General features: G+C 59.7%; 17 protein-coding genes. 11 read left to right on the top strand and 6 right to left on the bottom strand.

All coding sequences use genetic code 11. The features are described from left to right. Window positions 1-209 precede the first annotated feature (209 nt). Both IF189_RS22810 and IF189_RS22805 read left to right on the top strand, forming a co-directional pair. Window positions 210-440, top strand: coding sequence for a VF530 family DNA-binding protein (locus tag IF189_RS22810; protein ID WP_007956650.1), 231 nt, complete (start codon window positions 210-212; stop codon window positions 438-440). A gap of 1 nt (window position 441) precedes the next feature. After that, window positions 442-1080 carry a Pr6Pr family membrane protein gene (locus IF189_RS22805; RefSeq protein ID WP_192552308.1) on the top strand — a complete coding sequence of 213 codons (639 nt, stop codon included), beginning with the start codon at window positions 442-444 and terminating at the stop codon, window positions 1078-1080. A gap of 18 nt (window positions 1081-1098) precedes the next feature. Here IF189_RS22805 and IF189_RS22800 read toward each other — a convergent pair whose 3' ends face one another. After that, entirely contained in the window at window positions 1099-1884 is a 786-nt protein-coding gene (locus tag IF189_RS22800) for a siderophore-interacting protein (RefSeq protein ID WP_134827994.1), read from the bottom strand. Beyond that, window positions 1881-2456 (bottom strand): PadR family transcriptional regulator, encoded by a 576-nt coding sequence (locus IF189_RS22795; RefSeq protein ID WP_102620803.1) that lies wholly within the window; start codon window positions 2454-2456, stop codon window positions 1881-1883. The genes IF189_RS22800 and IF189_RS22795 overlap by 4 nt, the downstream gene beginning before the upstream one ends. Window positions 2457-2951: 495 nt before the next feature. Between IF189_RS22795 and IF189_RS22790 the strand changes: the two genes are divergently transcribed. From IF189_RS22790 to IF189_RS22760, 7 genes are all read left to right on the top strand, one after another. Next, window positions 2952-3443 (top strand): CS1 type fimbrial major subunit, encoded by a 492-nt coding sequence (locus tag IF189_RS22790; protein WP_134827993.1) that lies wholly within the window; start codon window positions 2952-2954, stop codon window positions 3441-3443. A gap of 104 nt (window positions 3444-3547) precedes the next feature. Then, on the top strand, window positions 3548-6070 hold the full coding sequence (locus IF189_RS22785; RefSeq protein ID WP_134827992.1) for a TcfC E-set like domain-containing protein: 2523 nt from the start codon (window positions 3548-3550) through the stop codon (window positions 6068-6070). A 4-nt stretch (window positions 6071-6074) separates the two neighbouring features. Further along, entirely contained in the window at window positions 6075-7286 is a 1212-nt protein-coding gene (locus IF189_RS22780) for a hypothetical protein (RefSeq protein WP_134827991.1), read from the top strand. A 43-nt stretch (window positions 7287-7329) separates the two neighbouring features. Then, window positions 7330-8073, top strand: coding sequence for a molecular chaperone (locus IF189_RS22775; RefSeq protein ID WP_134827990.1), 744 nt, complete (start codon window positions 7330-7332; stop codon window positions 8071-8073). Window positions 8074-8088: 15 nt separating this feature from the next. Next, entirely contained in the window at window positions 8089-8589 is a 501-nt protein-coding gene (locus IF189_RS22770) for a fimbrial assembly protein (protein ID WP_134827989.1), read from the top strand. A gap of 113 nt (window positions 8590-8702) precedes the next feature. Then, on the top strand, window positions 8703-9206 hold the full coding sequence (locus tag IF189_RS22765) for a CS1 type fimbrial major subunit (RefSeq protein WP_134827988.1): 504 nt from the start codon (window positions 8703-8705) through the stop codon (window positions 9204-9206). A gap of 44 nt (window positions 9207-9250) precedes the next feature. Further along, window positions 9251-10504 (top strand): hypothetical protein, encoded by a 1254-nt coding sequence (locus tag IF189_RS22760; RefSeq protein ID WP_192552307.1) that lies wholly within the window; start codon window positions 9251-9253, stop codon window positions 10502-10504. A gap of 54 nt (window positions 10505-10558) precedes the next feature. Here IF189_RS22760 and IF189_RS22755 read toward each other — a convergent pair whose 3' ends face one another. Next, a complete protein-coding gene (locus IF189_RS22755; protein ID WP_192552306.1) occupies window positions 10559-15580 on the bottom strand; it encodes an NEL-type E3 ubiquitin ligase domain-containing protein in 5022 nt (1673 codons plus the stop codon). Window positions 15581-15730: 150 nt separating this feature from the next. Then, window positions 15731-18874 (bottom strand): transglycosylase domain-containing protein, encoded by a 3144-nt coding sequence (locus IF189_RS22750; RefSeq protein WP_192552305.1) that lies wholly within the window; start codon window positions 18872-18874, stop codon window positions 15731-15733. Between the two features lie 494 nt (window positions 18875-19368). Between IF189_RS22750 and IF189_RS22745 the strand changes: the two genes are divergently transcribed. Then, window positions 19369-20787, top strand: a complete 1419-nt coding sequence (locus tag IF189_RS22745) for an amino acid permease (protein WP_192552304.1) — start codon at window positions 19369-19371, stop codon at window positions 20785-20787. A 169-nt stretch (window positions 20788-20956) separates the two neighbouring features. Continuing rightward, on the top strand, window positions 20957-22462 hold the full coding sequence (locus IF189_RS22740; RefSeq protein WP_192552303.1) for a glucosyltransferase domain-containing protein: 1506 nt from the start codon (window positions 20957-20959) through the stop codon (window positions 22460-22462). Window positions 22463-22471: 9 nt separating this feature from the next. Here the strand turns inward: IF189_RS22740 and IF189_RS22735 are convergent, their stop codons facing one another. Together IF189_RS22735 and IF189_RS22730 are read right to left on the bottom strand one after the other, a co-directional pair. Then, window positions 22472-24091 carry an FMN-binding glutamate synthase family protein gene (locus IF189_RS22735; RefSeq protein ID WP_119427750.1) on the bottom strand — a complete coding sequence of 540 codons (1620 nt, stop codon included), beginning with the start codon at window positions 24089-24091 and terminating at the stop codon, window positions 22472-22474. 37 nt (window positions 24092-24128) lie between these two features. Beyond that, a complete protein-coding gene (locus tag IF189_RS22730; protein ID WP_085709445.1) occupies window positions 24129-24929 on the bottom strand; it encodes a helix-turn-helix transcriptional regulator in 801 nt (266 codons plus the stop codon). Window positions 24930-24974 lie beyond the last annotated feature (45 nt).

The following is a 24974-nucleotide window of genomic DNA, read 5'->3' as shown; positions in this document are numbered from 1 at the left end:
TAATGTCCTGTTACAAAAACACAAAGTGCTTTTGCAGACATGAACCCTTTCGGATTCGGTAACAGTGCGGCAATCGATCACATTGCCGGTGTCGACGGAGCCTGCGATCTTGCGCGGTTCACCTACATTTGAAGGAAGGCCTTCCACCGGCACAGCCCCTCGGCTAAGGTGCGCGGCTTCTGCATTTTCACTTCGCCCAAAGGCCCGGCATGAACGACCACAACCCCGATCCGCTGCACGGCGTGACCCTCGAACAGATCCTCAATGCACTGGTGACCCATTACGAATGGTCGGGCCTGGCCGAGCGCATCGACATTCGTTGCTTCAAGAGCGATCCGACCATCAAGTCGAGCCTGACCTTTTTGCGCAAGACGCCATGGGCGCGGGAAAAGGTCGAGCGTCTGTACGTGAAGCTGATGCGCACCAAGCGCCCGCTCTGAGATGAACGCAGTGCTGCGGCGACGCCTGATCACTTCGGCTGCGGTGCTGGGCTGGACCGGGCTGGGGATTCAGCTGTACCTGATTTTTTTCGCCCGTCTGAGTGTCGGCGCCAGTCTGCTGGGCGGGCTGGTGAGTTTCTTCAGTTACTTCACCGTGATCACCAATACCCTGGTGGCGGTGGTGCTGACCTGCGCGGTGACCGATCGCGAATCCGCTGCGCGCCGCTGGTTTCTGCAGCCGTGGGTCAGCAGCGGGATTGCCGTCAGTATTGCCGTAGTGGGCCTGGCCTACAGCATTCTGCTGCGACATCTTTGGCATCCGCAGGGCTGGCAGTTTATCGCTGACGAATTGCTCCACGACGTGATGCCGCTGCTGTTCCTGGCTTATTGGTGGGTGTGCGTGCCGAAGGGCAGCTTGCGTCTGAAGCATCTGCCGCTGTGGCTGATCTATCCGCTGGTGTACTTCGCTTATGCGCTGCTGCGCGGACACTTGCTGGGGGCTTACGCCTATCCGTTCATTGACGTGGCGCTGCTGGGTTATCCACAGGTGTTCGTCAATGCCGGGGGGATTCTGGCGGGGTTTGTGCTGATGGCGTTGCTGGTGATCGGAATTGATCGCTGGAAGGGGCGGCGCCTTTAGCAGCGCCGCCGCTCCTGTTCACTCTTCTTCGGAGCCTTCGGCGCGCCAGTAACCGACGGCTTTGACGAACTGCTCGTCCAGCCCGTGCTCATCGAGCAGCACCCGGCGAATCTGCCGCGAGACTTTCGTTTCCGTCGCCACCCACGCATACAGATTGCCCTTGGGCACCTGCAACTGCTTCACGGTGGTCAGCAGGCTGTCCTTGTTCGCTCCGCGCAACACCCAGATCACGTTGACCTGCGCCGCGCTTTCCAGCGCCTGCTGTTCCTTGCCGTTTTCCACTTCGATCACCACCAGCGCCTTGCGATTGGCTGCCAGGCCTTCGAGGCGGCGGGCGATGGCGGGCAGGGCGGTTTCGTCACCGATCAGCAGGTAGCTGTCGAAGATGTCCGGCACGATCATCGAACCGCGCGGGCCGCCGATGTGCAGGAATTGCCCGGGCTTGGCCTGTTCGGCCCAGGTCGAGGCAGGGCCGTCGCCGTGCAGGACGAAATCGATGTCCAGTTCAAGTTTGTCGAGGTCATAGCGACGTGGGGTGTAGTCGCGCATTTCGGGCATCGGCACGTCGCTCTTGCCGGCGCCGAGCACCAGGGTTTCCAGCGCGGCGGCCTGTTCGGCGTTCTGTGGGAACAACAGTTTGACGTGGTCGTCAGTGCCGAGGCTGATGAACCCGGCCAATTCCGGCCCGCCGAGGGTAATGCGGCGCATGCGCGGGGTCAGGTCGACCACCCGCAAAACTTCGAGTCGGCGGCGTTTGATTTCATGCATCACACGGTGGATGCCTTGAGTCTGGACTTCAGTCATTCGGCTTTCTCCGGAGCAGGTTGAACGGCGGGGCCGTCGACGATGGCTTTGGCGGTGTCGTTGAGCAGGTCGCGAACACGCAGGATTTCTTCCGGGCTCCAGCGCCCGTGGTGCATCTGCAGGGCGTGGCGCAGGTTGTGCACCGCCTCATGGATTTCCGGCGGCCGGTCGTGGCCGCGTAATGAGCGCTTGCTGACATCGATGCGCATGCGCACGCCGTCGAGGGCCACGGCCTGTTCGCTCAGCGATTGGCGACCGGCATCGGTCACCGCGTAGCGCTTTTTTCCACCCTCGGCATCGCCGGTGATCATTTCGCTCTCTTCGAGAAAGGTCAGGGTCGGGTAGATCACGCCGGGGCTCGGGCTGTAGGCGCCGTCGAACATGGTTTCGATCTGGCGAATCAGGTCGTAGCCGTGGCAGGGCTGTTCGGCGATCAGCGCCAACAGCAGCAATTTCAGATCACCGGGGGCGAAGACCCGAGGGCCGCGGCCGCCGCGTTCGCGTCCGTGGCGTTTTTCGAAGCCGTCACGGCTGTCGCCATGGTCGCGGTGGGGGGAATGATGGTCTCTCATTTCAGTCTTCTCTCGTCGTGTTTAGATACAACTTAAGATATATCTTTGCGACGAGGCAAGGTCTTTTGGCCTGAGAGCTGACGAGCGGTCAGTGGCTGAGCAGGGCACTCTGCCGGATGAATAAGGGTTACTTGTTCATCCAGACCACAATGACCATAAGGTTAAAGCTATCACTCTATTGGTAATGGAGTTTATATTCTAAAAATAGAAGAAAGTGCCGTTTTATATTGGTGAAAGTGCTGTATTGTTTTTTCTTTTAAACTGTAGGTAGGGCGTTCCTTACAGTCACTTTTTCATATATCCGATTTTCGATGTTTTTTCTTTCAAGTTGCGAGGTTGTTGAACTACGCGTTCGTGGGAAGTTGCCTGCTTACATTCTCGAATCAAGAGTCGATCATGCCCCGGCGTTGAACTTCCATGTTTCAGGTCTTATCGGCTGGTGTGACATGAACTTCAACGTTTCGATTCCTTAAAAAAGAAAACAGGTACTGACCGATGTTCAAGAAAATCGCAATCACCGCTTCCCTCGCCGCCCTGGCCCTGAGCTCTTCCGTGACCTTCGCTGCCGGTGAAGCGCGTCACTCCATCAGCCTCATCGCTCACGTGCCGACCAACGGTTTCTACGTGGTGCCGACCGATTCGGATCTGGTCAACAAGGACCAGGACATGAGCTTCCAGCCAAGCACCGGCAAGATGCGTGACATCAATGGTTTCTTTGATGTGCGCAACAACAACGGTTCGGTTCACGCCAGCCTGGAAAGTGTTCCGCAATTGATCTACGGAAGTGACACCATTCCGCTGGAAGTATCTTTCAATAACAAAGTACTGACCCAGACCCCCCAAATGGTCGTGGGCGAGTCCGAGTCCGATGTGAACTACCGCGCACCGCTGAAAATCACGGCCAAGGGCACCACCTTCAATCCGGGTGATTACACCGGCACTGTCGCAATGACATTCGACGCTGTACCACCAGTGATCACGCCTTGATCGGACGATCTGCGCTGACTGCCCGATAGCGTTTCCCGGCGGGGCAACCACTCCCCGATTGTCCCCGCCGGACTTCAACTTGTTCGAAATCAGAGTAAGAGTTCATGTTCCCGATGACACCCATCGCGGCCGCGCTTGCGCTGCTGTTTTGTGCTGGCGCAATGGCGGCCCCTGCTCCTGCGGGTACGACACCACGCAGCCTGCTGGCGCAGTCCAAAGGTTTGCCGGCGGATTTCGAGGAGCATTTCTTCGATGTGCCTCTGGCGGTGCGAGTCGAGCTTGATCAGCAACCGCTGGGCGAGGCCCTGGTGGTGCTGTCGCGCGATGATCGCATTACCCTGCTCGAATTCACCGATACCAGCGAGAACCGCTACGGTCCTGCCGAGCGAGAAAAGTGGGCTGCTTTCCTCAAGCCAGGTGTGCCGCTGGGCGATTGCTCCGGATCTTGTCCGGATGACGTGCTGGCAGTGCACTACAACCTGGAAAGTTCCCTGGTCTCGATCCTCACCCGCAATGCCGAGCGCGATCTCGAGGCCAAGCGTTATCACGACCAGCCTCTGGAAGGCAGCAGCGGTCTGATGGTGCGCAACCAGCTCAATCTCAATGGCGGTCAGGATCAGGACCTTGGCGGGCGCTATGGCCTGGAGGCCAGCGGCAGCCTGGGCAACTGGAGCCAGACGTTCAACATGCAACTGGCGCGCATGGGCGGTCCCGACGACAAGCTGTACCACGCCGTGCATGAGCTTTACACCCAGCGCGAGCTGCAAGGCAGCTTCTTTCGCCTGGGCTATTTCACCCCCAATTCCGAAGGCCTGACCCGTCAGCCGCGCACATTCGGCACCAGCCCCGACACAGCGGTCGGTGTGATGTACGGCAGCTCCGACAGTCTCGCCATCAACAATGCAATGCCCAGCGTTTACCCGATTTATGTCACTGCCAACCGTCAGGGATCAGTGGAAATCTATCGCGACGGCCTGCTGATCAATACCCAGTCGGTGCCCGCCGGATTGCAGACCCTGGACACCCGGCCACTGCCCGGCGGCATCTATGAAGTGGAAGTGCGGCTGATCGAAGACGGCCAGATCACCTCCACCACTCAAGAGTTGGTCTACAAACCGAACAACTGGCGCAACCTCGACGAACGCTGGCGCTACAACCTGTTCGCCGGCGAAGAGAGCAAGCTGCTCAGCAACTGGGATCAACAGGCCAGCGGCAGTCCCACGGCCGGAGCGTCGATCAACTACCTGGCGCACCCGCGGGTGATTCTCGGGCTGTCGGCACGCCAGATCCGGGAAAAGCTGCAGTACGGCACGTCCATCGACTGGACCCTGGCCAACCATCTCAGTCTGTATGCCAACGTCTACCAGACCCGGGACTACGGCACCGGCCTGGATCTGCAAAGCCTCTACAACTACGGCGCCGGCAGCCTGATCCTCAGCCACAGCCGAAGCTGGCTGGACACCACCAACCTCTACGACACCCTGCCTGACGGCACCCGTGTGCGACAGCGCAATGTGTTCGTCGGCCAGACCAGCAACTCGTCGCTGGCGATCAACCATCGGGTCGATCAGCGCAACTCCCTCAATGCCCGGGTTTCTCACAGCGAAGGCAACGTCGAAGGCGTCGGAGTGGATCTGGGCTGGAACCGGCGCGCGGTACTGTTCGGCAACGATGCCAACTGGCGCCTGTCGTTGTTTGATCGGCCGGGCAGTTTCAGCAGTGGTGATGACCGCAGCCGTGGCGTCGATCTGAGCCTGAACCTGGCCATCGGCGGGCCGGGTCAGCAACTCACCGGCAGCATCGGTTCGCGCACCGATCGCGATGGCGGACGCGACAACAACGCCTCGCTGGGCTGGCGCAAGGACTTCAAGGATCACGTGCTGCAAAACGTCTCGGTCACCGCGCTGAGCGACACCTACGGCATGGGGCTGTCGAGCCTGGCCAATTTCCGTACCGACACGGTCAATGGCGACGGTTTCGTTCAGCGTTCGTCCTACAACAACAAGTTCACCGGCGGTCTGAACCTCGACAGTACGCTGGTGATGGGCGGGGAAAAGATGTTGATGACCAGCGAGTACGAGATGCGCGGGGCCGGCATGATCGTCGACGTGGAGTCGGATATCGACGGGATCGTCCTGCGGGCCGACGATCTCAGCGGTGGCGGTGCGGCGTTGAAGCCGGGGCGCAATTTCATTCCGCTGACCGCTTACCAGAACAGCTCCGTGAGCTTCGACTTCGAAGGCAACCATGTGCCCGCCGCGACCATCGCCCCGGCCCGCACTCGTTATCACCTGAACAAGGGTGGAGTGGATTACCGACATATCCGGGTGATGAAAACCCTCACTGTTCTTGGCCGTCTGCTCGATGAGCAGGGGCGGCCTCTCAAGGGCCATCACGTGATCAACCACGCCAGTCGCGGAGTCACCGAAGTCGACGGGTTCTTCTCGATGGAAATGAATGCCGGCTCCCCGACTCTTGAGGTGCGTCGGGAGAACAGCCTGCTGTGTCAGTTCCGTCTTAACGAGAAGGACCATCGCAGCGAAAACAATGTGTTGATGATCGGGGATCTGCGTTGCACGCCGGACACCCTGGCCGATCTCTCCTCCCCCGAACAGAAGGCGGGTTGAGACCATGAAAAAGACTTCGTACTGGCTGGGCCTGGCGGCAGCGTTGAGCCTGTCTTCGACCGAGGCGGCCAATCAGGAAATTCGCGCGTTGTTCCAGCCGGATTCCTCGCAGCCGAACAAGAATGTGTTCGTCAACAAAACGCCGAACAGCGGTTATTGCGCGAATTATCCCGATCAATGTTCTGCGAACAATATGTTCAGCATTCAGATACCGGTGCAGTTCTCGTCCACGCGGGCCTTGGTGCCTGGCGATGGTCTGGGGGTGAAGGCCCCTGCCAATTGGCGGCGGTTGACGGTCACAAACCGGGACACGCAGGAAACCGAAACCGTTGAAGTGCGCATCATCGGTATCGGGTCCCACTTTATTCTGAGCGATTCGGCTGCCAATCTGGTGGGGGTGACAAATATCCTTGAAGGACATCAGAAACTCTGGACCAGCAACAGTTGGGTCTATGCCCCGTCTCCTTGTGAATACAGTGGCGTAGGGGCCTATACCCCGGCGACCTACCGGTTTTTCTGGAAGGCGCCGGTAGAGGCCGCCTGTACCAAAGTGGCTGCGTACCGTATTCCTTCGATGTCCTTCGACACCCTCGATTTCGCTTATGAGTTGCGTACGCCCAATCCGTTGGGCATGTCCTCCGGGCTGTACACCGGATCGCTGTCCTACACACTCGGTCCCACCGGTGATTTCCAGATGGGCTCGATGATGTTGCCGGACGACAGCAATCTGACCCTGGACTTCGTCCTCGACGTACAGCACACACTGAAAGTCGAGTTGCCTCCTGGTGGGAACAAGATTGCGCTGGAGCCTGCAGGAGGCTGGCAACGCTGGATCGACAGCGGTCGCCGGCCCACCGAGATTTTTCGTGACCAGCCGTTTTTCCTGTCCTCGTCTTCGCGGTTCAAGGTGATGCTGCAATGCAACTCTTTGGGCGGTTCGGACTGCGACATCGGTAATAACCAGGTGGGTTATTCCAAGTTCCAGGTCCGACTCACCGTACCACCGGGTATTGTCGGCCCAGGCAATCACGACGGCTGGTTCGGCACGCTCATCCATAACCAGTGGCTCGGTCCGTTCGAACCGAGCCGTTACATCGACCGCAAACAGGGAATGCTGCGCTTCTTCATTTCCCCCCGATTTCTGGATTTTCTCAGGCCCGGCATGAACGGCACGCTGACGGGCAACGCCACGATCATTTTCGATTCGGAAGTATGAGCGCCCGACACGCGGCCATTCCGTTTTTCATGAGGTTGAAACGATGACACGACTGTTTTTTCTGTTGCTGTGCGCGGTGTTCTGGACGACGGCCAACGCCGGGCCGCAGATCAATGTTGGGACGGTGTACGACTACCTGGACGGCGAGAAGAGCACCTACCTGAAACGGGTGTTCAACAGCGGCGACAGCACCGCGTTCGTCAAGGTCAACGTGCTGGAAATCGTTTACGGCAGCGACGGTCAGTCCAGGGAAATCCCGGTCACCAATGCCGCTGATGGTGCGTCGCGCAACGGCCTGATGGCCAGCCCGGCACGGCTGATCATTCCGGCCCAGGGCATGCAGGGCACGCGCTTGCTGTATATGGGCGAGCGCGATCGCGAGCGCTATTTCCGGGTGCGCTTCGTGCCGGTGGTGCCGGAGAAGGAGGACGACTTCGTGGTTTCCACCGAAGAGCGTGAAGACTACAAGAAGACCCTTTCGGCCGGCGTCAATGTGATGACCGGATTCGGCACGGTGTTTTTCGTACGCCCGAAAGATGCGCGCTACGACACCGTCCTCAATGACACCGGTAGTCGGTATGAAGTGCGCAACAACGGCAACACGGTGGTAGTGGTCGACGAGTTCAAGAGCTGCTCGCTGGACAAGGAAACCGATTGCGGTGCGACCGTCAAACACCATGTCATGGCCGGCCGTACGTTCGGTTTTGACAAGGAAAAAGGCCGCGAATACCGCTTCAAGCTCGTCGAAGGCGAGCGCAAGAAGGATCTCAAGGTTGTCAGTCGCTGACAGACGGGAAAACCCATGAACAAGCATTGTGTGGCCGCTGTACTGGCGGTAATCAGCGCATTGACCGGTGCTACGGCCTGGGCCGCGCGGGAAACGCTGCAATTCGAAGTCACGCTGACGATCCCCAGCCGATCGTTCTACATCCTGCCGTCGGAACCGGGCTGGATCCACCGGCCACAGGTTCTGCTCTGGAACTACCCGGATTCAACACTTGGTGGCTTCAGCAAGAACTTCGATGTGCGGCATGACACCAGTGCCATCGAGGCCCGCCTGGAAAGTGCGCCTTACCTGTCGACCGGCAGACCCGGTGAAAACATCGACCTGCGCGTGCGCTTCAACAATGTGGAGCTGAGCGCCGATCCGGCTTTCCGTCAGGTGCTGTCAAAAGAGGAAGCCGCGACGGGCAAGCGTGTTCCGCTGGAGATAGACCCGATCATTCCTGCAGGCGGTTACAAGGCGGGAGAGTATTTCGGCAACGTCCTGGTGCTGTTCAACGCTCGTGCACCTGGCGAATGACTGGCAGCGGCACACCATCGGTATTCGTTTGCGGATAAAGCAGAAATCACGGTTATCGCCAGTCAAGGATGTCGCCAGGGAGGCGGCTTTTTATCCACGCAAAAGGAAGTGACATGATCAAGCAAGCAGTCATTGCCGTGACCCTCGGCACTTCATCGTCAATGGTGGGAGGCGTATTTGCGGCGCAGGAGAAACACACCTTTGAAGTCTCGGTGGATATTCCGACCCTGGAGTTCTACGTGATCCCAACTGAAGCGGACTGGATTCACCTTCAGCAGACATTGCCCTGGAATCTGACGTCTTCAACGCTGGGCGGCTTGCGCAAGAACTTCGATGTGCGCACCGACAGCAGTGCCATCGAAGCCCGCCTCGAAAGCTTCGCCATTCTCTCCAGCGGCCAGGACTCGCGGGACGACATCAGCCTGCGGGTCACGTTCAACGGCACGGAACTGAGCAATCATCCGGTACCGCGTCAGGTTGTATCCCGCGAGGAGGCGGTGGCGGGTAAACGGGTGCAACTGGAAATCGAACCACGGGTCCACCCGGACGGGTACAAACCGGGCGATTACTACGGCAGCGTCAACATCATTTTCAACGTGGCAGCCCCGGCGGGCTGATCGCTTGAAGTAAAACAGACCGATTGCTGAGCAAGGAGCTGGTAATGGTTTCAGGGTTGCGCAAGATCAACAGGTTCAATCAGGCAAAAGGGTGGTGCGCTGTGTGCGCAGGTCTGCTGTCGTCAGCGGTATTGGCGGTGACACAGGAAATCCGTGCGGTCTATATCCCCGATCCGGCCAATCCACAGACCAACACCTTCATCAACCAGACGCCCCAGAGCGGTTATTGCGGTACTTACCCCAGCGATTGTCAGCCTTTGTCCGGCGTAAGGTTGCCACTGCGTTTCGCCTCGGTTCAGGCGGTCGAGCCGGGGGCGTCCGAGCGCAACGGTGCGATGTTCAGCATGCCCGCACAATGGCGCAGTCTGCTGGTCACCAATGTGTTCACGGGTGAATCGGCGACGGTGGAAATGCGCATTGGCGGATTCGGTTCCCAGTATGTGCTGAGCGATACGGCGGCCAACCTGACGGGAGAAGCCAACGACTCTAGAGCGCATGACGTACTTTGGGGGCGCGCCTGGTGGTCTGCACCATTGCCCTGTAGAGGCGCAGCGATGTCATCTTACGGACCGGATTTCTATCGCTTTTTCTGGAAAACGCCTGCCGAAGGGACGTGCGCCAAACAGACGGCTTTCATGATTCCATGGATGTCTTACGGCTATCTGGATGTGGCCTATGAACTGCGTACGCCAAACCCGCTGCAGATGTCGGCCGGCCTGTACAGCGGCGCACTGACTTACAGCGTCGGCCCTGGCATGGATATCGATACCGGCGACAATCTGTTGCCGGACAATTCGGCCGTGACCTTCAGGTTCGTACTGGATGTGCAACATGTGCTCAAGGTCGACATTCCCCCCGGCGGCAACAAGATCGTACTGGTGCCGCAGGGCGGCTGGCAGGCCTGGCTGCAACAGGGGCGCAAACCGGTGCGCTTGTTCCGCGATCAGACCTTCAATATTTCGTCGTCGTCGCGGTTCAAGATGTTTATCGAATGCCAGCACGGTGGTGCACAGTCTTGCGGGTTACGGGATACGGAGAGCGGAGGGGCCGATGCACAGGTGTTCGTGAGCGTCAGCCTGCCCGACAGTATCACCGATGATGCAGGCCAGCCGGTGCGTCGTCGGCCGCTGACCTCCAGCCCGAATGCTCCGGGCTTTCAACCGGACCGGTTTCTGGACCGGACGGCGGGCACGTTGCATTTCGAAATACCCAGGGAGTACGTCGAACAGATGCTGCAGCCCGGTCAGGCCAGAAGGTACGCCGGTAATGTCACGGTGATCTGGGATTCGGAGGTTTAGTGCAAGTCCTGAAGACAGTCGGGAGGGATTGCCTTCAGGATGCGGTTCAAGGTGTCAGAGGCCCGCGCGTGTCATCGCCTCGCGTGTCAGATTTCTGTTCAGTTGTCTCTCCTGCTTGCCCAGGTCCTCCAGCAACCGGTCGAAGGTCTGCTGGCTCATCTTTTCCGGCGTGAAGACGACGGCGTCCGGTATGGACAGCCGGCGCGCCAGCTCGGCGAGCGCCTGCCTGAGTGGCGGTGAACGATCGGCCGACTCGATCCAGCGCTCCTGGGCTGTCTGCAGATCGATCAGCAGATCGGCCTTTTCCTGAAACCGGCGGGTATTGGCCGCAAGTTCCCCGGACCAGGTTTCACGCAGATAACGATCCCAGAATGGCTGATCGAGCATCTGCTCTACCAGTCCGTCACCGGCTTCATCGTCGATGATCCGGTCATAGGCGGCATCGATGGTTTCATCGCTGACCCCGGCGACCCGGCGAAACTTCATGGCCTCGGACTGCCAAGGCAGTTCAAGGCGTCTGACCAGGCCGGTTTCATAGGCCAGATGGACTTCCACCTCGTCAGGTTCGCCCTGCCGGGCCGCGATATCGGCCCGGGCGATTTCATTGACCTGCCTGAGTCGCGCAGCACCTTTGGCCAGTGTCACCAGTCGGCGCTCAAGCTCCTCGGGAGAGCTGGAAAAGGTGCGTGCCTCCGACTCCAGTACGCGTATTCCCATGCTGTTGAACAACTGGGCGCCGGCATCTTCGCAACCTTCGGGATTGGTCGACATCAGGAACAGCTCTTCGCGCAGCCGGGTGTCGATGTCCATGGCGTCGATCATGCGCCAGACGCGGTCGGTCAACTGATCCAGCGCCTCGCCACCCTGTTCGTAGTCGGCAGAAAGGGTCAGATCCTGCAGCACCTGGAAGAATCCGTCGGAACCGGGTTCGCTTGCCAGTTCGTGCCACGCCTCGGGGCGAAGTGCGCCGATGCCGGGCGTTTCATCGGCCAGTTCGGTGTCCACGGAGACCGGCCACTGCTCCAGCAAGTCTTCGGCAATGGTCGCGTAGCTTTGCGAAGGACGCAGACCCACTGATCTTCGATATTGCTCGTAGGTGGCGCGAGCTCGTCTGGCGAGTTGATCCAGATGGACGCGAGTACGGGCGATCAATCGTGCCTCATTGGAACCGGGCCGTACTTCGGGGATGTATCTGAGCGGATTGTTGCCCAGATCGAGAAAGAATCCTCGGGGGCGAGGAACATCGAACAGACCCAGCGGCCAGGCGTCGATCTGCGTATTGATCAGGCTCAGGATTCGCAACCTCGGCATGCGCCCGACCGACAGGGGCATGCTGACGGGGTTGTTGTCCAGTCTCAGGATCTCCAGACGTGTCAGCGTGTTCAATTGCTGCGCATTGCTGGGCGTCATTTGCAGCTGGTTGTCGCTCAGGCGCAGGGTTTCCAGACGCAGCATCTGACCGATGCTGGCCGGCAGGGTCTTGAGGTCACAGTGTCTGGCGCTCAGTTGACGCAGTTGAGGGAAATCCTTCAACAACCCGTTGGAGGACGAGGAGAACCTCTGACCGTCCAGATTCAGTGTCGTGATCTGATCGAGCCAGGGTTTGAGGCCGTCGGGCAACTGCCCCCACCAGTGTTGCAGGTCATGGGGCAACATCTCTTTCGACAAGTCCAGTGCATAGCCGCTTTCCAGGCTGGTGCTGCGCTCCTGGAACACTTCGGATTTGCGTTCGAAACACTCCAGCAGCCGATCGGCGATGAAGCGCCCGCCTATGTGCTGAAAGTCACGATAGGCGCGGGGCAGGGTGGCATCGGGGATGTCCGCATCCCAGTTGCTCAGGAAGCTCTGTCTCCAGGTTTCCAGTTTTTCCTTCAACGTCTTGAGCTCACTTTCAAGTCGCGCGATTTTCCAGTGAGCATCACCCGTGGAGTGCAATGACCGGGTGAACGTCGCCACCTCTGATTCACTGAAATGCGGGTAGAGATTTCTGACCTTTTCTTCCACGGTCAGCGGTGCCTTGGAAAGTCTCGGGCCGCGCAACAACAATTCGGTTTCCAGTGGTACGAACGGGCGGATGGGAGGGCTCGCCAGCACGATCCGGCGTTCGGCTGGTGTCTCGGTCAACGCCATCACCCATTGCCTGAACACTCTCCCTTGACCTGTGCGGTAGCCCAATGCCGTGCGCCTGGCTTCGGGGATAGCCGACAGAACCGCCTCATAGAAATCGCTGGCCTCCTGGACTCTGTTGTCAGCGCTGTCATGCACGTCATAGAGGCCGTGCTCATTCCTGATCAGCCTGTGCACGGTGGCGGCATTTTCTGGGCCGGCGCTGCATCGCAACCAGCCGTCATGAGTGCCTTCTCGCACCTCAATGCGCAGGTTTTCGAATACGTTGGTGTAAACCTTCAAGGTATTGAGGGCGAGACGTTCTGAATCGGGTGTCAACAACGCCGGAGCCTGCACGCCCTCATTGGCCCGGGTCGACAGAACCTCGAATTCGATTTCGCGGGCCTGACTCTTCAGACGCAGGGGAATGCGTTGCTGCTCGGTCATGATGCTGTGTTCGGCAGTTGTCGCCTCGCCTGCCAACGATTCGGCAAGCCGTGCGGACAAGTGCGGGAAACGGCGCTGGATCATCTGGGCCAGCGTATCGGCAGTGCGATTCTTGAAGCGGTAGTGATAATCGAAAATCTCGCTTTCACGGGGTCGCACGATATCGGCCAGGCGGTTGCGCAGGATTTGCGCCCGTCGGGCTTTCGGGTAGTTCCCGCCGAGCAGGGATTGCATGTCGGCGTCTCCGAGAAAGTCCACCAGCCGTTCAGGGAGTTTGTTGTCTATTACATCGGCAATGCCGACGGACAAAGTCTGCGCGGAAGATGCGCCAGGGTTGCCGTATTGCCTGTAAGCACCGGTCAGATCGTTGTTTTGCCAGACCTTCAGGGCCTTGTCCGAAGGCCAGCCCGGCATGTCAGGGACTATCCGGTCGAACCAGTGCGATTCCGGATAGAGCGGCTGCCCGATACGAATGAGCTCACCGACGTTTCTGGCTTCCTGCCAGGTCTTGAAGCGGGTGAGGGTATCGTCCAGCAACGGCGGTGGCGGGCTGTTTTCCACATGCATCCGGCGCAGCGAGTCGACTGGCGTGCCACTGATTTGGCGTATTCGCTCCAGTTCGGTGTCACTCAAACCATCGACCGAGTGGCCCATTCGACGCATCAGGCGCGGGCCTTCCCACTCATGGGGGGACTCGGCCTCGTGAGTCCAGGCCCCCCGACCGTTGTGCTGCAGTCGTGGTGAATAAGCCTGCGGTCGGGAAGGGTGTTCGACACGATAGTCGCCGCTGTTGCGGTCGAACCTGACCGCATAGTGTCTGCCCTCCAGCGGCAGAACAGTCTTGCCTGCATGTTGATGCAGGCCCCGAACATCAGGTTTTGAGCCCCCCGGCAGCGTCAGTTGCGACTGCTCGTACGGTTTGAGATCCGGGTGCCACAAGCGCGTGCTGCCATCGAACGAACGCACCGCTTTCATGTTTTCAATCAAGGGAGACAGCTTCAGCAGCAACGGCTTGGCGATGACGCCGCCAATGGCGAAAGCCGCCAGTTGCAGCACATCGTTGACCACCCCCACCACATGCTCCGCAGCGTCCTCCCAATGGGCCAGCGTCAGATCCACCACACCTTCGATGACCTCGTTGGTCAATTGCCAGGCGGTGTAGCCCAGCATCGCAAGGCCGACAACAGGTACAAAGGGCGCAGCCACCATCACCGCCGCATTCAGGATGTCCTGGAGGATCTTGAAGACGTTTGCCCACCAGTCCGCGCGAGCACTCTTGTCTGCATCGGCGGTAGGCACGGCGATGTTGCGTGCATCGTTGAGGATCTTGTCGAGCTGCCGCTGATAGAGGGATTCCCACAATGGCCCGGTGATGACAGTCGCGCCATATTGCAGGTGGGGATTGCTGACAGGTGTTTCACGCCAGGACGGACGCGAGTCTCCGCGTTCATGTGGATACCATTTCACATGCATCAGGCGCTGTTTGAGATCGGCAAAAAAGTGCCCGCGCTCATGGTGATCGACGAACTGGCTGAAGAACTGCCAGTAATTGCCACCAGTGGAGGCCAGAGTTTCGTTCCTCTGCAACTGACGAGACAGTTCCTTGAGAAAGTCGAGGTGGGAGTCGTATTCCTTCAACGGATGTTCAGGGTCGTGGGGAACGTAGACGATGACTCGCGAAGAATGCAGCGGCTGAGCGGGATCGGGGCGCAGGATCAGGATGCCGGTCAGCTTCAGATCCATGATGTTCAGCTCGCAGGCCTGCATCGGCTGCTGACCGAGCTTGAGCGCCACGCGGCCATCGAGCAGGGCGCGGATCAGTTGAAAGCCTTCGCGGCTGATCTCGTTTCTCGCCAACGCCATGTGCGCGGCTGCCTGCAGCGTGGCCTTGTGACTTTGCACAACCCGTGACTGCACATAGCTGCGCGCCACCGGCTCGTCGTTCAACAGTATGTTCTGCAGGTGTGCTTGATAGAGCCTGCCGATATCCAGTTCCCGACACAGCGTCTGGAACTGGGCAACGGTCATCAATCGATCAAGTGGTGAAATATCGTACTGATCATTCACATGTTCTCTTCGGACGAGAAATGCGGAGTTCGGCGCGTAAGTTTCGTTATAGGAAAAGTTGTTCAACGCGGCTTCGAGCAATGACACTTTTCTTGTGGCTGAACCACTTAATGTTTCTATCACGTACCAGGGCGATCTGGCGTCACGGTACAGCATCAGAACCGTTTTCTCGATATCAATGTCGATGCCGGTTTTTTCCCGCAAGCGGGCTTTCAGCAGCGGTTTGGCAAATGAATGAATGTCTTTCAGTCGGCTCAGTGCCTTGTCGGCACTGTTACGGGCTGCCCAGGCGTTCTTGTTGACCCGGGCCAGTTGCGGCGTCATCCACGACTCACGGCGAGGCTTGATCTTCCTAAACGCTTCGCCGTGTTGCGGCTTCATATCGATAAATACCGGATCGATCCGCGATTTGATTAATTCGTAATGTTGCCCTTTGTATTCAGTTGTTGCAGTCATGGGTACAGCCTTGAATAAGTCAGGAGGGTTCAGCCTAACGTTCAAGCGTGCAGAGAATTAGTTCAAAAGCCTGCTTTTAGAGTGCGAACCTGGCAGGCGAAACATTGAATATTGGAATGCATAAAATAATTAGTTATTGCCTCCACAACTTCAATCGGGGTTACGCGATGGCAGGTTCACCAGCGCCACCTGGGGAACCTGCGGTGGCCGGCATTGCGAATCGCTGCCCGGTTGCAGATACGGCATCAGGATCGGCGCCATGCCCTTGAGCACCTGCACCGGCAGGGCCGAGGTGAATTTGAAGTTCTCTGCCGAGCGTCCCGGAACGAACGCGGTGAGCGTGCCGAAATGGTGGTCGCCGATGTAGAACACGAAGGTCGCCGTGCGGTTGATCGACTTGGAACTCAAAATGCGCCCGCCGGAACCGATGGCCTCGATGCGGTTGTCGCCCGTACCGGTTTTTCCGCCCATGGTCAGCGGAGTTCCATCGTTCAGTTTGAAACTGCCGGAAACACGTTTGGCGGTTCCCGAGTCCACCACTTGCGACAACGCTTCACGCATCGCCGTGGCGACTTCGGACGGCATCACCCGTTTACCGACGTGAGGGTCATTGACCAGTTTCGTCTCGTAAGGCGTGCCGGCGGCAAAATGCAGGCTGTCGATGCGCAGGGTCGGCATGCGCACGCCGTCGTTGAGGATGGTGCCGATCAACTCGGCCAGTGCGGCGGGGCGGTCGCCGGAGCTGCCGATAGCGGTGGCCAGCGACGGCACCAGGTGATCGAACGGATAGCCGACTTTCTGCCAGCGCTGATGGATGTCGAGGAACGCTTCGATCTCCAGCATCGTGCGAATGCGACTGTCCCGGGCACCCTTGTGCTTGCTCTTGAACAGCCAGCTATAGACTTCCTGACGCTCGAACTGACTGGCCTTGACGATCTGGCTCCAGGTCGCGTCCGGGTGGTTGAGCAGATAGCCGATCAGCCACAGGTCCAGCGGGTGCACCTTGGCGATGAAGCCCTGATCCGGCAAATCGTAAGTCCCGGGCCCGTAGGCGAGGTAGAGGCGTTCCAGGCGCTCGTCGGTGAGTTTTTCGGTGATTTTCACGCCCTTCAGATGTGAGCGCACGAAGCTGTTGAAGTCCTCCTGGCTGGCGTTGGGCAGCAGATAACGGTGCACGGCGGCCATGCGGATCGGCGTCGGGCGCATGCTGTCGAGGAAGGTGTCGAGCCGGGCCTGGGTGTCCTTGTTCTTGTACTTCTTCCAGAACTTGAGCAGGAACGAAGTGCCTTCGCGGTCGGCGAACGAGGCCAGGTATTCCTGACGCCGCGGGTCGCGATCATCCTTGAGCAGCTCGGCGCTGTTGTTGGGGCCGGAGTAGGTGGTGTAGCGCACCAGATCGCGCATCAGGCGAATGAACGGCAGGTTGATCGACTCGCGCAGGGCATCGCGCAGGGTCGGCATGCGGCCGTTGTCTTCCTTGCGGAAGTTGTGGAACACGTGCAGGCCGCCACCGGTGAAAAACGCCTCGCCGGGGCTGGCGGAGTATTTGCGGTCGAGGGCGGCGCCGAGCATCTTCGACAGGTCGTGATCCTTGTTCTGGATCAGGTAATCGATCACCCACTGGGTCAGGCGATCCTGATCCGGCACGTCGACTTTCTTCAGTTCCGGCACGGTCATGGCGCCGTACTTGTCATGCAGTTCGGAGATGATTTGCAGGTAGGTGGTCAGCACCCGCATCTTCGCCGTGGAGCCCAGTTCCAGTTTGCTGCCTTCGTTGATGTCGAACGGCTGGTCGGTGCTGTCGGTCTGCACCCGCACCCGCGAGCCGTCCGGGGTCAGCTCAAACAGGGTGAAGCTGTAACGTACCTGGGTGGTGCTGGTGGGCGTCAGCAGACGTTCGCCGAGCAGGCCGATTTCGGCGGCGTAGGCCGGGTCTGCGAGTTTTTTCAGGTAGGCCGTGGCCTGGGTTTGCAGCTCGCCTTGCAGGGTGCTGGTGGCCGAGAGGTCGAGGCGGTCGAGGTCGTACAGCGGACGATTGAGCATCGAGGCCAGACGGCTGCGGGCGACGCTGATGCCTTTGTTGGTTTCGATCGGCTGAATGGTTGGCTGGGTCTGCCAGTCGCGGTAGGTGACTTTGCTCGCGAGGGCCGCATCGGCCAGCGCGTTGTCGATCACCCCGTTCTGCTTGAGCAGCCGCAGGTGGCTGTCGGTGAGGTCGGCCAGCTCTTCCCGGCCCTTGGTCAGGTAATGGGAAGGACGGCGCTGGGCGATCATCAGCGAGAGCATTTCGCGCAGGGCCAGGCCCTTGTCGGCCAGGGTCTGTGGATCGGTCGCGGTACTGGCGAGTTTTTTGTTGGCTTCGTTGAAATCGGCGCCGTACCAGACCCGCAGGCCTTCGGCCATGCCATGGACTTCACCGTGCCCCGGCACCGCCGACAACGGCACGCTGTTGAGGTAGTCACGAATGATGTTGCGCCGCGCCGGCAAGGTGTCCGGGCCGGCCTGATAAGCGCGCACGCTGGCGGAAATCATCTGGCGGATTTTCTCGGCACCGTTGACGGTCAGCCCGTCAGGCGAGTGGCGATACTTTTCCAGTTGCGTGGCCAAGGTGCTGCCGCCGGCCGACTGTCCCGGCAAGTGCAACAACTTGGCAACCTGCGACCACGCGGCCATGCCGAAGCGCGGCCAGTCCACCGCCGGGTTGGCCATCGGTTGTTTGGGGTCGAGCAGGAAGCGGTTTTCGATGAACAACAGGCTGTTGACCACCACCGGCGGGATCGACTCGAAACTCGAATACAGCTGCTGTGGATAGTTGTACTGATACAGCGGTGCGGCGCGGCAATCGGTGATCGACAGCCCGGCCTGGATTTTCTCGGAGTAGGGCACGAACAGGCCCTTGTCGGTATAGCCGAGCAGCGCTGGCGAGAAGCGCGTCTGTTCGGTGATCACGTAATTGCGCTTGAGCAGTCGTGGCAAAAACTCGTCCAGCGAGCTGTAACCCAGACGCAGATCGAACGGTCCGTTGCCCGGATAACGAATGGCCTCGCTGGGGCCAGGTTGCAGTTCATAGGTCAATCTGGCGGCGTACTGGCTGACCTCGCGGGATTGAAAACGCGAAGTGCGCATTTCCTTCATCGCGGCCAGGCCCACCACAATCGCAATGATCACCAGCAACAGCCAGAAAGCCTTCCACCCATGCCGGTTACGACGGGGTTTCTCAGGGACAGGCGCTTCATCCACACGTTCAGTCGGAACCACTTTTTCACTCGAATCGGTTTGCCACAAAGCGCCCATAGTCGATTGATCCATTCACGCAGATTGATCGGACTTGACTGAAGCTTAGTCGGTGGTTGGCGGGGGTGAAAAAATTGTGAAGCTTCGACCCTGAACAAATCTGCGCAGCGGGCAATCCGGCAGCAATGCGTGTGCAGGTCTTGAAAAGGCGCGGATCAGAGCGGTTCGCGGGTAATACGACTTGGGTAGGGGCATGACGCTGCACCATTGCTGTGCAATACTCGGCGCCCATTTCGGCAGTGAATAATCCGGTTTTTTCAGGAGTGTTTGTCTCGAAAGTTCGATGGTTGGCGAATTTTGTCGCTGAATATCGCGTCTTTTAGAGTGAAATATCCTGCCAGAAGCTTTTTATACTGCCAGAGCCGCTGATCCTCAGGCCCGGACCTGAGGACGCGTCCGCCCACGAGGCCGGCGCGGTGTCGGGAAGCCAGGGCTTATCGGCCGACGCTTCGACACTCGGTGGTCTATCCAATAACAAGACGAGGAAGTCCCCCATGCCAGTCGGCAATCACCCGCCCCATGGCGAGACCGCGAACGGCGGTCCACTCAAACGCGAACTCGGCGAACGGCATATCCGTCTGATGGCGCTCGGCGCCTGTATCGGTGTCGGTCTGTTCCTCGGTTCGGCCAAGGCCATCGAAATGGCCGGCCCGGCAATCATGCTGTCCTACATCATCGGTGGCCTGGCGATCCTGGTGATCATGCGCGCACTCGGCGAGATGGCCGTGCACAACCCGGTGGCCGGCTCCTTCAGCCGTTACGCACAGGATTATCTCGGCCCGCTGGCAGGCTTTCTCACCGGCTGGAACTACTGGTTCCTGTGGCTGGTGACCTGCGTCGCCGAAATCACGGCAGTGGCGGTGTACATGGGCATCTGGTTCCCCGATGTGCCGCGCTGGATCTGGGCGCTGGCGGCGCTGGTCAGCATGGGTTCGATCAACCTGATCGCGGTGAAGGCCTTCGGTGAATTCGAGTTCTGGTTTGCCCTGATCAAGATCGTCACCATCATCGCCATGGTGCTCGGCGGCATCGGCATCATTGCGTTCGGTTTCGGTAACGACGGTGTGGCGCTGGGGATTTCCAACCTGTGGACCCATGGCGGCTTCATGCCCAACGGCGTGACGGGCGTGCTGATGTCGCTGCAGATGGTGATGTTCGCCTACCTGGGCGTGGAGATGATCGGCCTGACCGCCGGTGAAGCGAAGAACCCGCAGAAGACCATTCCCGGTGCCATCGGCTCGGTGTTCTGGCGGATCCTGCTGTTCTACGTCGGCGCACTGTTCGTGATTTTGTCGATCTACCCGTGGAATGAAATCGGCACGCAGGGCAGCCCGTTCGTGATGACCTTCGAGCGTCTGGGCATCAAGACTGCCGCCGGCATCATCAACTTCGTGGTGATCACCGCTGCGCTGTCATCGTGCAACGGCGGCATCTTCAGCACCGGGCGCATGCTCTACAGCCTGGCGCAGAACGGCCAGGCGCCTGCCGGCTTCGCCAAGACCTCCAACGGCGTGCCGCGTCGGGCGTTGCTGCTGTCGATCTTCGCCCTGCTGCTGGGCGTGCTGCTGAATTATCTGGTGCCGGAAAAAGTCTTCGTCTGGGTAACGTCCATCGCCACCTTCGGCGCGATCTGGACCTGGGTGATGATCCTGCTGGCCCAGCTGAAATTCCGCAAAGGCCTGAGCGCCAGCGAACGCGCCGGTCTCAAATACAAGATGTGGCTGTTCCCGGTCAGCTCCTATCTGGCGCTGGCCTTCCTGGTGCTGGTGGTGGGCCTGATGGCGTACTTCCCGGACACCCGCGTGGCGCTGTATGTGGGCCCGGCGTTCCTGGTGCTGCTGACCGTTCTGTTCTACGTGTTCAAGCTGCAGCCGACCGATGCGTCGCAAGGCGCGGTGCGTTCGGTTTCGTAAAACGTCAGCGCTGAAACTGAAAGCCCCGGTCGATTGGCCGGGGCTTTTTTGTGGGCGGGAGGTGAGGCCGCTTGTCTGAAACCAGCGTAAAAAACGACCTCTGACCTCGTGCCATGTTCCAAGCTTTATAGACGCAGTTTCCCGCGCAGCAGTGCACAGAGGCGCCGGTATGAGGATGAGCGATTTTCTCGTACGAGAACTCGGCCGCCGTCAGGTCGTGCTGTTTTTCCTGTTCGCCACGATGCTGTACATCCTGCCGCTGCTCCTCGCCGACTTTCCCTACATCGACGACAACTGGCGCACCCTGGCCGCCGGCAATGTCTGGGCCGGGCAGGGGCGCCTGTTCATGGACTGGCTGTATAAAGCGCTGACGTTCACTGGCGCTGCGCCGAACATCTTTCCCTTGCCGCTGCTGCTCGCCACACTGGCCATGTCATTGGCCCTGACCCGCCTGACCTTTCACTATTTCCCCGAACCGACGCTGGCCTGTTGTCTGGTGCCGTTGCCGCTCTGGTACAACCCGTTCCTGTTGCAGAACCTGTCCTATCAATACGACGGGGCCGGCATGGCCCTGAGTCTGGTCGCGGTGATTTACGCGATCACGTTTGGCGGCACGTCCCGGATACAGCGATGGCTGGTGCCTTCGGTGTTGCTGGCGCTGGCGATCGGGCTGTATCAGATCAGCCTCAATGTGTTTCTCGGGCTGTGTTGTGTGGAGTTGCTCAGGCATGTTCACGCGCGAGTGCCATGGAATGAGCTCTGGCGCCGATCAGGCTGGCGGCTGGCGCAACTGGCGCTGGGTGTGTCGATCTACGCCGTTACGGCCTATCCGTTCACCGATTCCACACGCACCGAATTGCTCGACTTCAGTGCTGATCCACTGCTTCAGATCAGCATCAATTCTGGCCGGGTCATGGAGAAGGTGGCGCTGCTGTTTCACGGTGGCTACACGGCAGTGTTCGTCGTGTTACTCCTGTGCGCGTTGCTCGGTGGTGTGCGGATGGGACAGCGAATTTGCCTGCGCCAGGAACCACCCGCAAAGGGCCTGCTCCTGAGCTGTGGCTGTCTGCTGACTTTGCCGCTGATTGTGCTGCTGGTGCCGGGCATGACGCTGCTGTTTCGCGACTTCAACGAAGGTGCGCGAACCCTGATGGGGTTCGGCGTGCTGCTGATGTTGCTGTTCTATCTGGCCTGTATCGGATTGACGTCGCTGCACTCGCGGCTGCCCCTGTTGCTGGCGATTCCGCTTCTGGCCACGCTGTCGCTGTCCTTCGCTTATGGGAGGGTGCTGACGATGGAAAAAACCTTCGCCAGCAGCGCTCTCTACAGCCTCAGTCATGACATTTCTTCCCATCGCGAATTGCGCGACGCCAAGCGGATATACATTTCGGTCACCTACTCTGACCGCTGGCTGGCGAGTGCGACGGGCACCTTCAAACAGCTGCCGGTGCTGCGCTATCTGCTCAACATCGACTACTTCATGCTCGCGGAAAACCTGCCGTCCGCCGGTATCACCAACGTGGTCGCCGAACGCGAGCGGCGCAATGCCACGCGCGTCGGCTATCAGGGTTTTCCCGCGTTGGTGGACAGCCTCTATTACCGCATCTACCTGATCGGCGATTACGGTTTCATCGTCATGAAAGAGCCGCCCCATGGTCGGCTCCTGAGTTGGTGAGCGTTACCGCTAGGCAGCCGCGATGTCCTGCGGCTCAAAACTGTCCGCCCGCGCCATCTGCCACATCCTCGAATAGAACTCGCCATTCACTTCCCCGGTGAGCAGTTCCCCCGGTTTCAGGAACACATGCAGCTGCGAGAACAACTTGATCTCGGTGGCCGACATGCGCCGCACCAAATGCTTGGCCGACAGTTGCGACGGATGATCGAGGCCGGCGGCAGCGAGCATTTCCGCCAGCGCCTTCAACGTGTTGCGATGGAAGTTGTAGACCCGCTGAGCCTTGTCCGGCACCACCAGCGCACGCTGGCGCAGGTTGTCCTGGGTGGCGACGCCGGTCGGGCATTTGTTGGTGTGGCAGCTTTGCGACTGGATGCAGCCGATGGCGAACATGAAACCGCGCGCCGAGTTGGCCCAGTCGGCGCCGATGGCCAGCACGCTGGCGATGTCGAAGGCGCTGACGATCTTGCCGCTGGCGCCGAGTTTGATCTTGTCCCGCAGATTCAGGCCCACCAGCGTGTTGTGCACGAACAACAGACCTTCGCGCATCGGCACGCCGATGTGGTCGGTGAACTCCACCGGCGCCGCGCCGGTGCCGCCTTCCTTGCCGTCGACCACAATGAAGTCCGGGAGAATGCCGGTTTCCAGCATGGCCTTGGCGATGCCCATGAACTCCCACGGATGGCCGAGGCAGAACTTGAAGCCTACCGGTTTACCGCCGGACAGCTCACGCAGTTGCTGGATGAAATGCATCATCTCGATCGGCGTGGAGAACGCGCTGTGGCGGGACGGCGAGATGCAGTCTTCGCCCATCAGAATGCCGCGGGTATCGGCGATTTCCTGGGTCACCTTGTGCTTGGGCAGAATCCCGCCGTGGCCGGGTTTGGCGCCCTGGCTCATCTTGATTTCGATCATCCGCACTTGCGGGGTCTGCGCCTGGGCGGCGAAGCGTTCCGGGTCGAAACGGCCGTCGCTGGTGCGGCAGCCGAAGTAACCGCTGCCCAGCTCCCAGGTCAGGTCGCCGCCGTGTTCGCGGTGATAGGGGCTGATGCTGCCTTCGCCGGTGTCGTGGGCGAAGTTGCCGAGCTTCGCACCCTGGTTCAGCGCGCGGATCGCGTTGGCGCTGAGGGAGCCAAAACTCATGGCCGAGATGTTGAACACCGACGCCGAGTACGGCTGAGTGCACTGTGGCCCGCCGACGGTGACGCGAAAGCTGTTCGGATCGCTCAACGGCGCCGGGCGCATCGAGTGACCAATGAACTCGAAACCGGACTGATACACGTCGATCAGGGTGCCGAACGGTTTGTCGGCGCTTTCATTCTTGGCCCGCGAATACACCAGCGAGCGCTGGGCGCGGGAGAAGGGCAGGGCGTCACTGTCGGATTCCAGCAGGTACTGGCGGATTTCCGGGCGAATCCCCTCGACCAGATAACGGATGTTGCCCAGGATCGGGTAATTGCGGCGCACCGCGTGGGGGCTCTGCATCAGGTCGAACAGACCGAGCAGGCTCAGCACCCCGGTGACGGCGGTGATCGGCCACAGCCAGTCGTGTTCGAGGAAGGGCAGGCTGGCGAGGGTGAAAATCACGCAGACGGCAAAGAAGGCGTAGCGGCTCAGGAGTGACAGGCTCATACGGTTTCCTTGGTTCGGACAGATTTTTTTGCGGCAGTCAGGCGTTCTGCGCCTGCAGGAAGATCGAAAACAGCTCCGACTGGGATTTGATCCCCAGCTTGCTGTACATGTGTTTCTTATGGACTTTCACGGTTTCAACAGAGATTTCCAGCTTACGGGCGATTTCTTTACTGGAGCAACCGCTGAGCATCAAACGCCCGACATCCAGTTCCCGGGCGGTCAGTTGGGCGCCCTTGAGTTGCTGCACCGACGCTTCGAGTTGCACCCGCCAGTCCGGTTGCGCCGGCGACGGGGCGAGGGCGACGATTTCATTGATTTCGTAAGGCAGGCGCTGGCGCAGCAGGCCGAGCACCCACGGCTGAATCAGCGACAGCAGGGCAATCTGCTCGCCGCTGAAACGCTGTTTGCTGCCCAGTGACAGGCACAGCGTGCGGTCGCCTTCGAGCTGGCAATTGAACTGGATTTCGTCGGCCACCACATTCAGACGAAAGTATCGCTGGTAATACTCGGTCAGCTCGAAGTGCTCCGGCGCGACCTCCGACAGGCGGTACAACCCGGTGCGCGATTGCTCGCGGCAGGCGATGTAGAACGGGTCGAGCAGGTACAACCCGCGCAGGTAATCCTGAAACAGTTGGTCGGGACTGCCGTCCTCGCCCGGGCATTCGGCGAACACCTGCGGGTGACGGTCAGCGCTGAACAGCAGGGCTACCCAGCTATCGAACGTGACGTACTGGTCGAGCAGGCGCACCAGTTGCGCCCAGAAATTCGGCTTGTCGAGGGCGTCGATCAACTGCCCGACGGCGCGGTGCCAGGTGATGTCGTCAAACGAAACAGTCATGCCTCTACCCCTATCGGGTTACCCCGGCCGCGTAATTCCCTGGCC

Source organism: Pseudomonas sp. IzPS59 (assembly GCF_014863505.1).
Lineage (GTDB): Bacteria > Pseudomonadota > Gammaproteobacteria > Pseudomonadales > Pseudomonadaceae > Aquipseudomonas > Aquipseudomonas kribbensis.
This window is presented reverse-complemented; position numbering and strand designations above follow the sequence as displayed.

What these genes read in the sequence shown, in the direction of transcription:
- IF189_RS22745 (WP_192552304.1), top strand. Translation starts at nt 19,369, where the DNA reads ATGCCAGTCGGCAATCACCCGCCCCATGGCGAGACCGCGAACGGCGGT.
- IF189_RS22750 (WP_192552305.1), bottom strand. Translation starts at nt 18,874, where the DNA reads ATGGGCGCTTTGTGGCAAACCGATTCGAGTGAAAAAGTGGTTCCGACT.
- IF189_RS22805 (WP_192552308.1), top strand. Translation starts at nt 442, where the DNA reads ATGAACGCAGTGCTGCGGCGACGCCTGATCACTTCGGCTGCGGTGCTG.
- IF189_RS22755 (WP_192552306.1), bottom strand. Translation starts at nt 15,580, where the DNA reads ATGACTGCAACAACTGAATACAAAGGGCAACATTACGAATTAATCAAA.
- IF189_RS22780 (WP_134827991.1), top strand. Translation starts at nt 6,075, where the DNA reads ATGAAAAAGACTTCGTACTGGCTGGGCCTGGCGGCAGCGTTGAGCCTG.
- IF189_RS22775 (WP_134827990.1), top strand. Translation starts at nt 7,330, where the DNA reads ATGACACGACTGTTTTTTCTGTTGCTGTGCGCGGTGTTCTGGACGACG.
- IF189_RS22785 (WP_134827992.1), top strand. Translation starts at nt 3,548, where the DNA reads ATGTTCCCGATGACACCCATCGCGGCCGCGCTTGCGCTGCTGTTTTGT.
- IF189_RS22735 (WP_119427750.1), bottom strand. Translation starts at nt 24,091, where the DNA reads ATGAGCCTGTCACTCCTGAGCCGCTACGCCTTCTTTGCCGTCTGCGTG.
- IF189_RS22810 (WP_007956650.1), top strand. Translation starts at nt 210, where the DNA reads ATGAACGACCACAACCCCGATCCGCTGCACGGCGTGACCCTCGAACAG.
- IF189_RS22795 (WP_102620803.1), bottom strand. Translation starts at nt 2,456, where the DNA reads ATGAGAGACCATCATTCCCCCCACCGCGACCATGGCGACAGCCGTGAC.
- IF189_RS22760 (WP_192552307.1), top strand. Translation starts at nt 9,251, where the DNA reads ATGGTTTCAGGGTTGCGCAAGATCAACAGGTTCAATCAGGCAAAAGGG.
- IF189_RS22790 (WP_134827993.1), top strand. Translation starts at nt 2,952, where the DNA reads ATGTTCAAGAAAATCGCAATCACCGCTTCCCTCGCCGCCCTGGCCCTG.
- IF189_RS22800 (WP_134827994.1), bottom strand. Translation starts at nt 1,884, where the DNA reads ATGACTGAAGTCCAGACTCAAGGCATCCACCGTGTGATGCATGAAATC.
- IF189_RS22730 (WP_085709445.1), bottom strand. Translation starts at nt 24,929, where the DNA reads ATGACTGTTTCGTTTGACGACATCACCTGGCACCGCGCCGTCGGGCAG.
- IF189_RS22740 (WP_192552303.1), top strand. Translation starts at nt 20,957, where the DNA reads ATGAGGATGAGCGATTTTCTCGTACGAGAACTCGGCCGCCGTCAGGTC.
- IF189_RS22765 (WP_134827988.1), top strand. Translation starts at nt 8,703, where the DNA reads ATGATCAAGCAAGCAGTCATTGCCGTGACCCTCGGCACTTCATCGTCA.
- IF189_RS22770 (WP_134827989.1), top strand. Translation starts at nt 8,089, where the DNA reads ATGAACAAGCATTGTGTGGCCGCTGTACTGGCGGTAATCAGCGCATTG.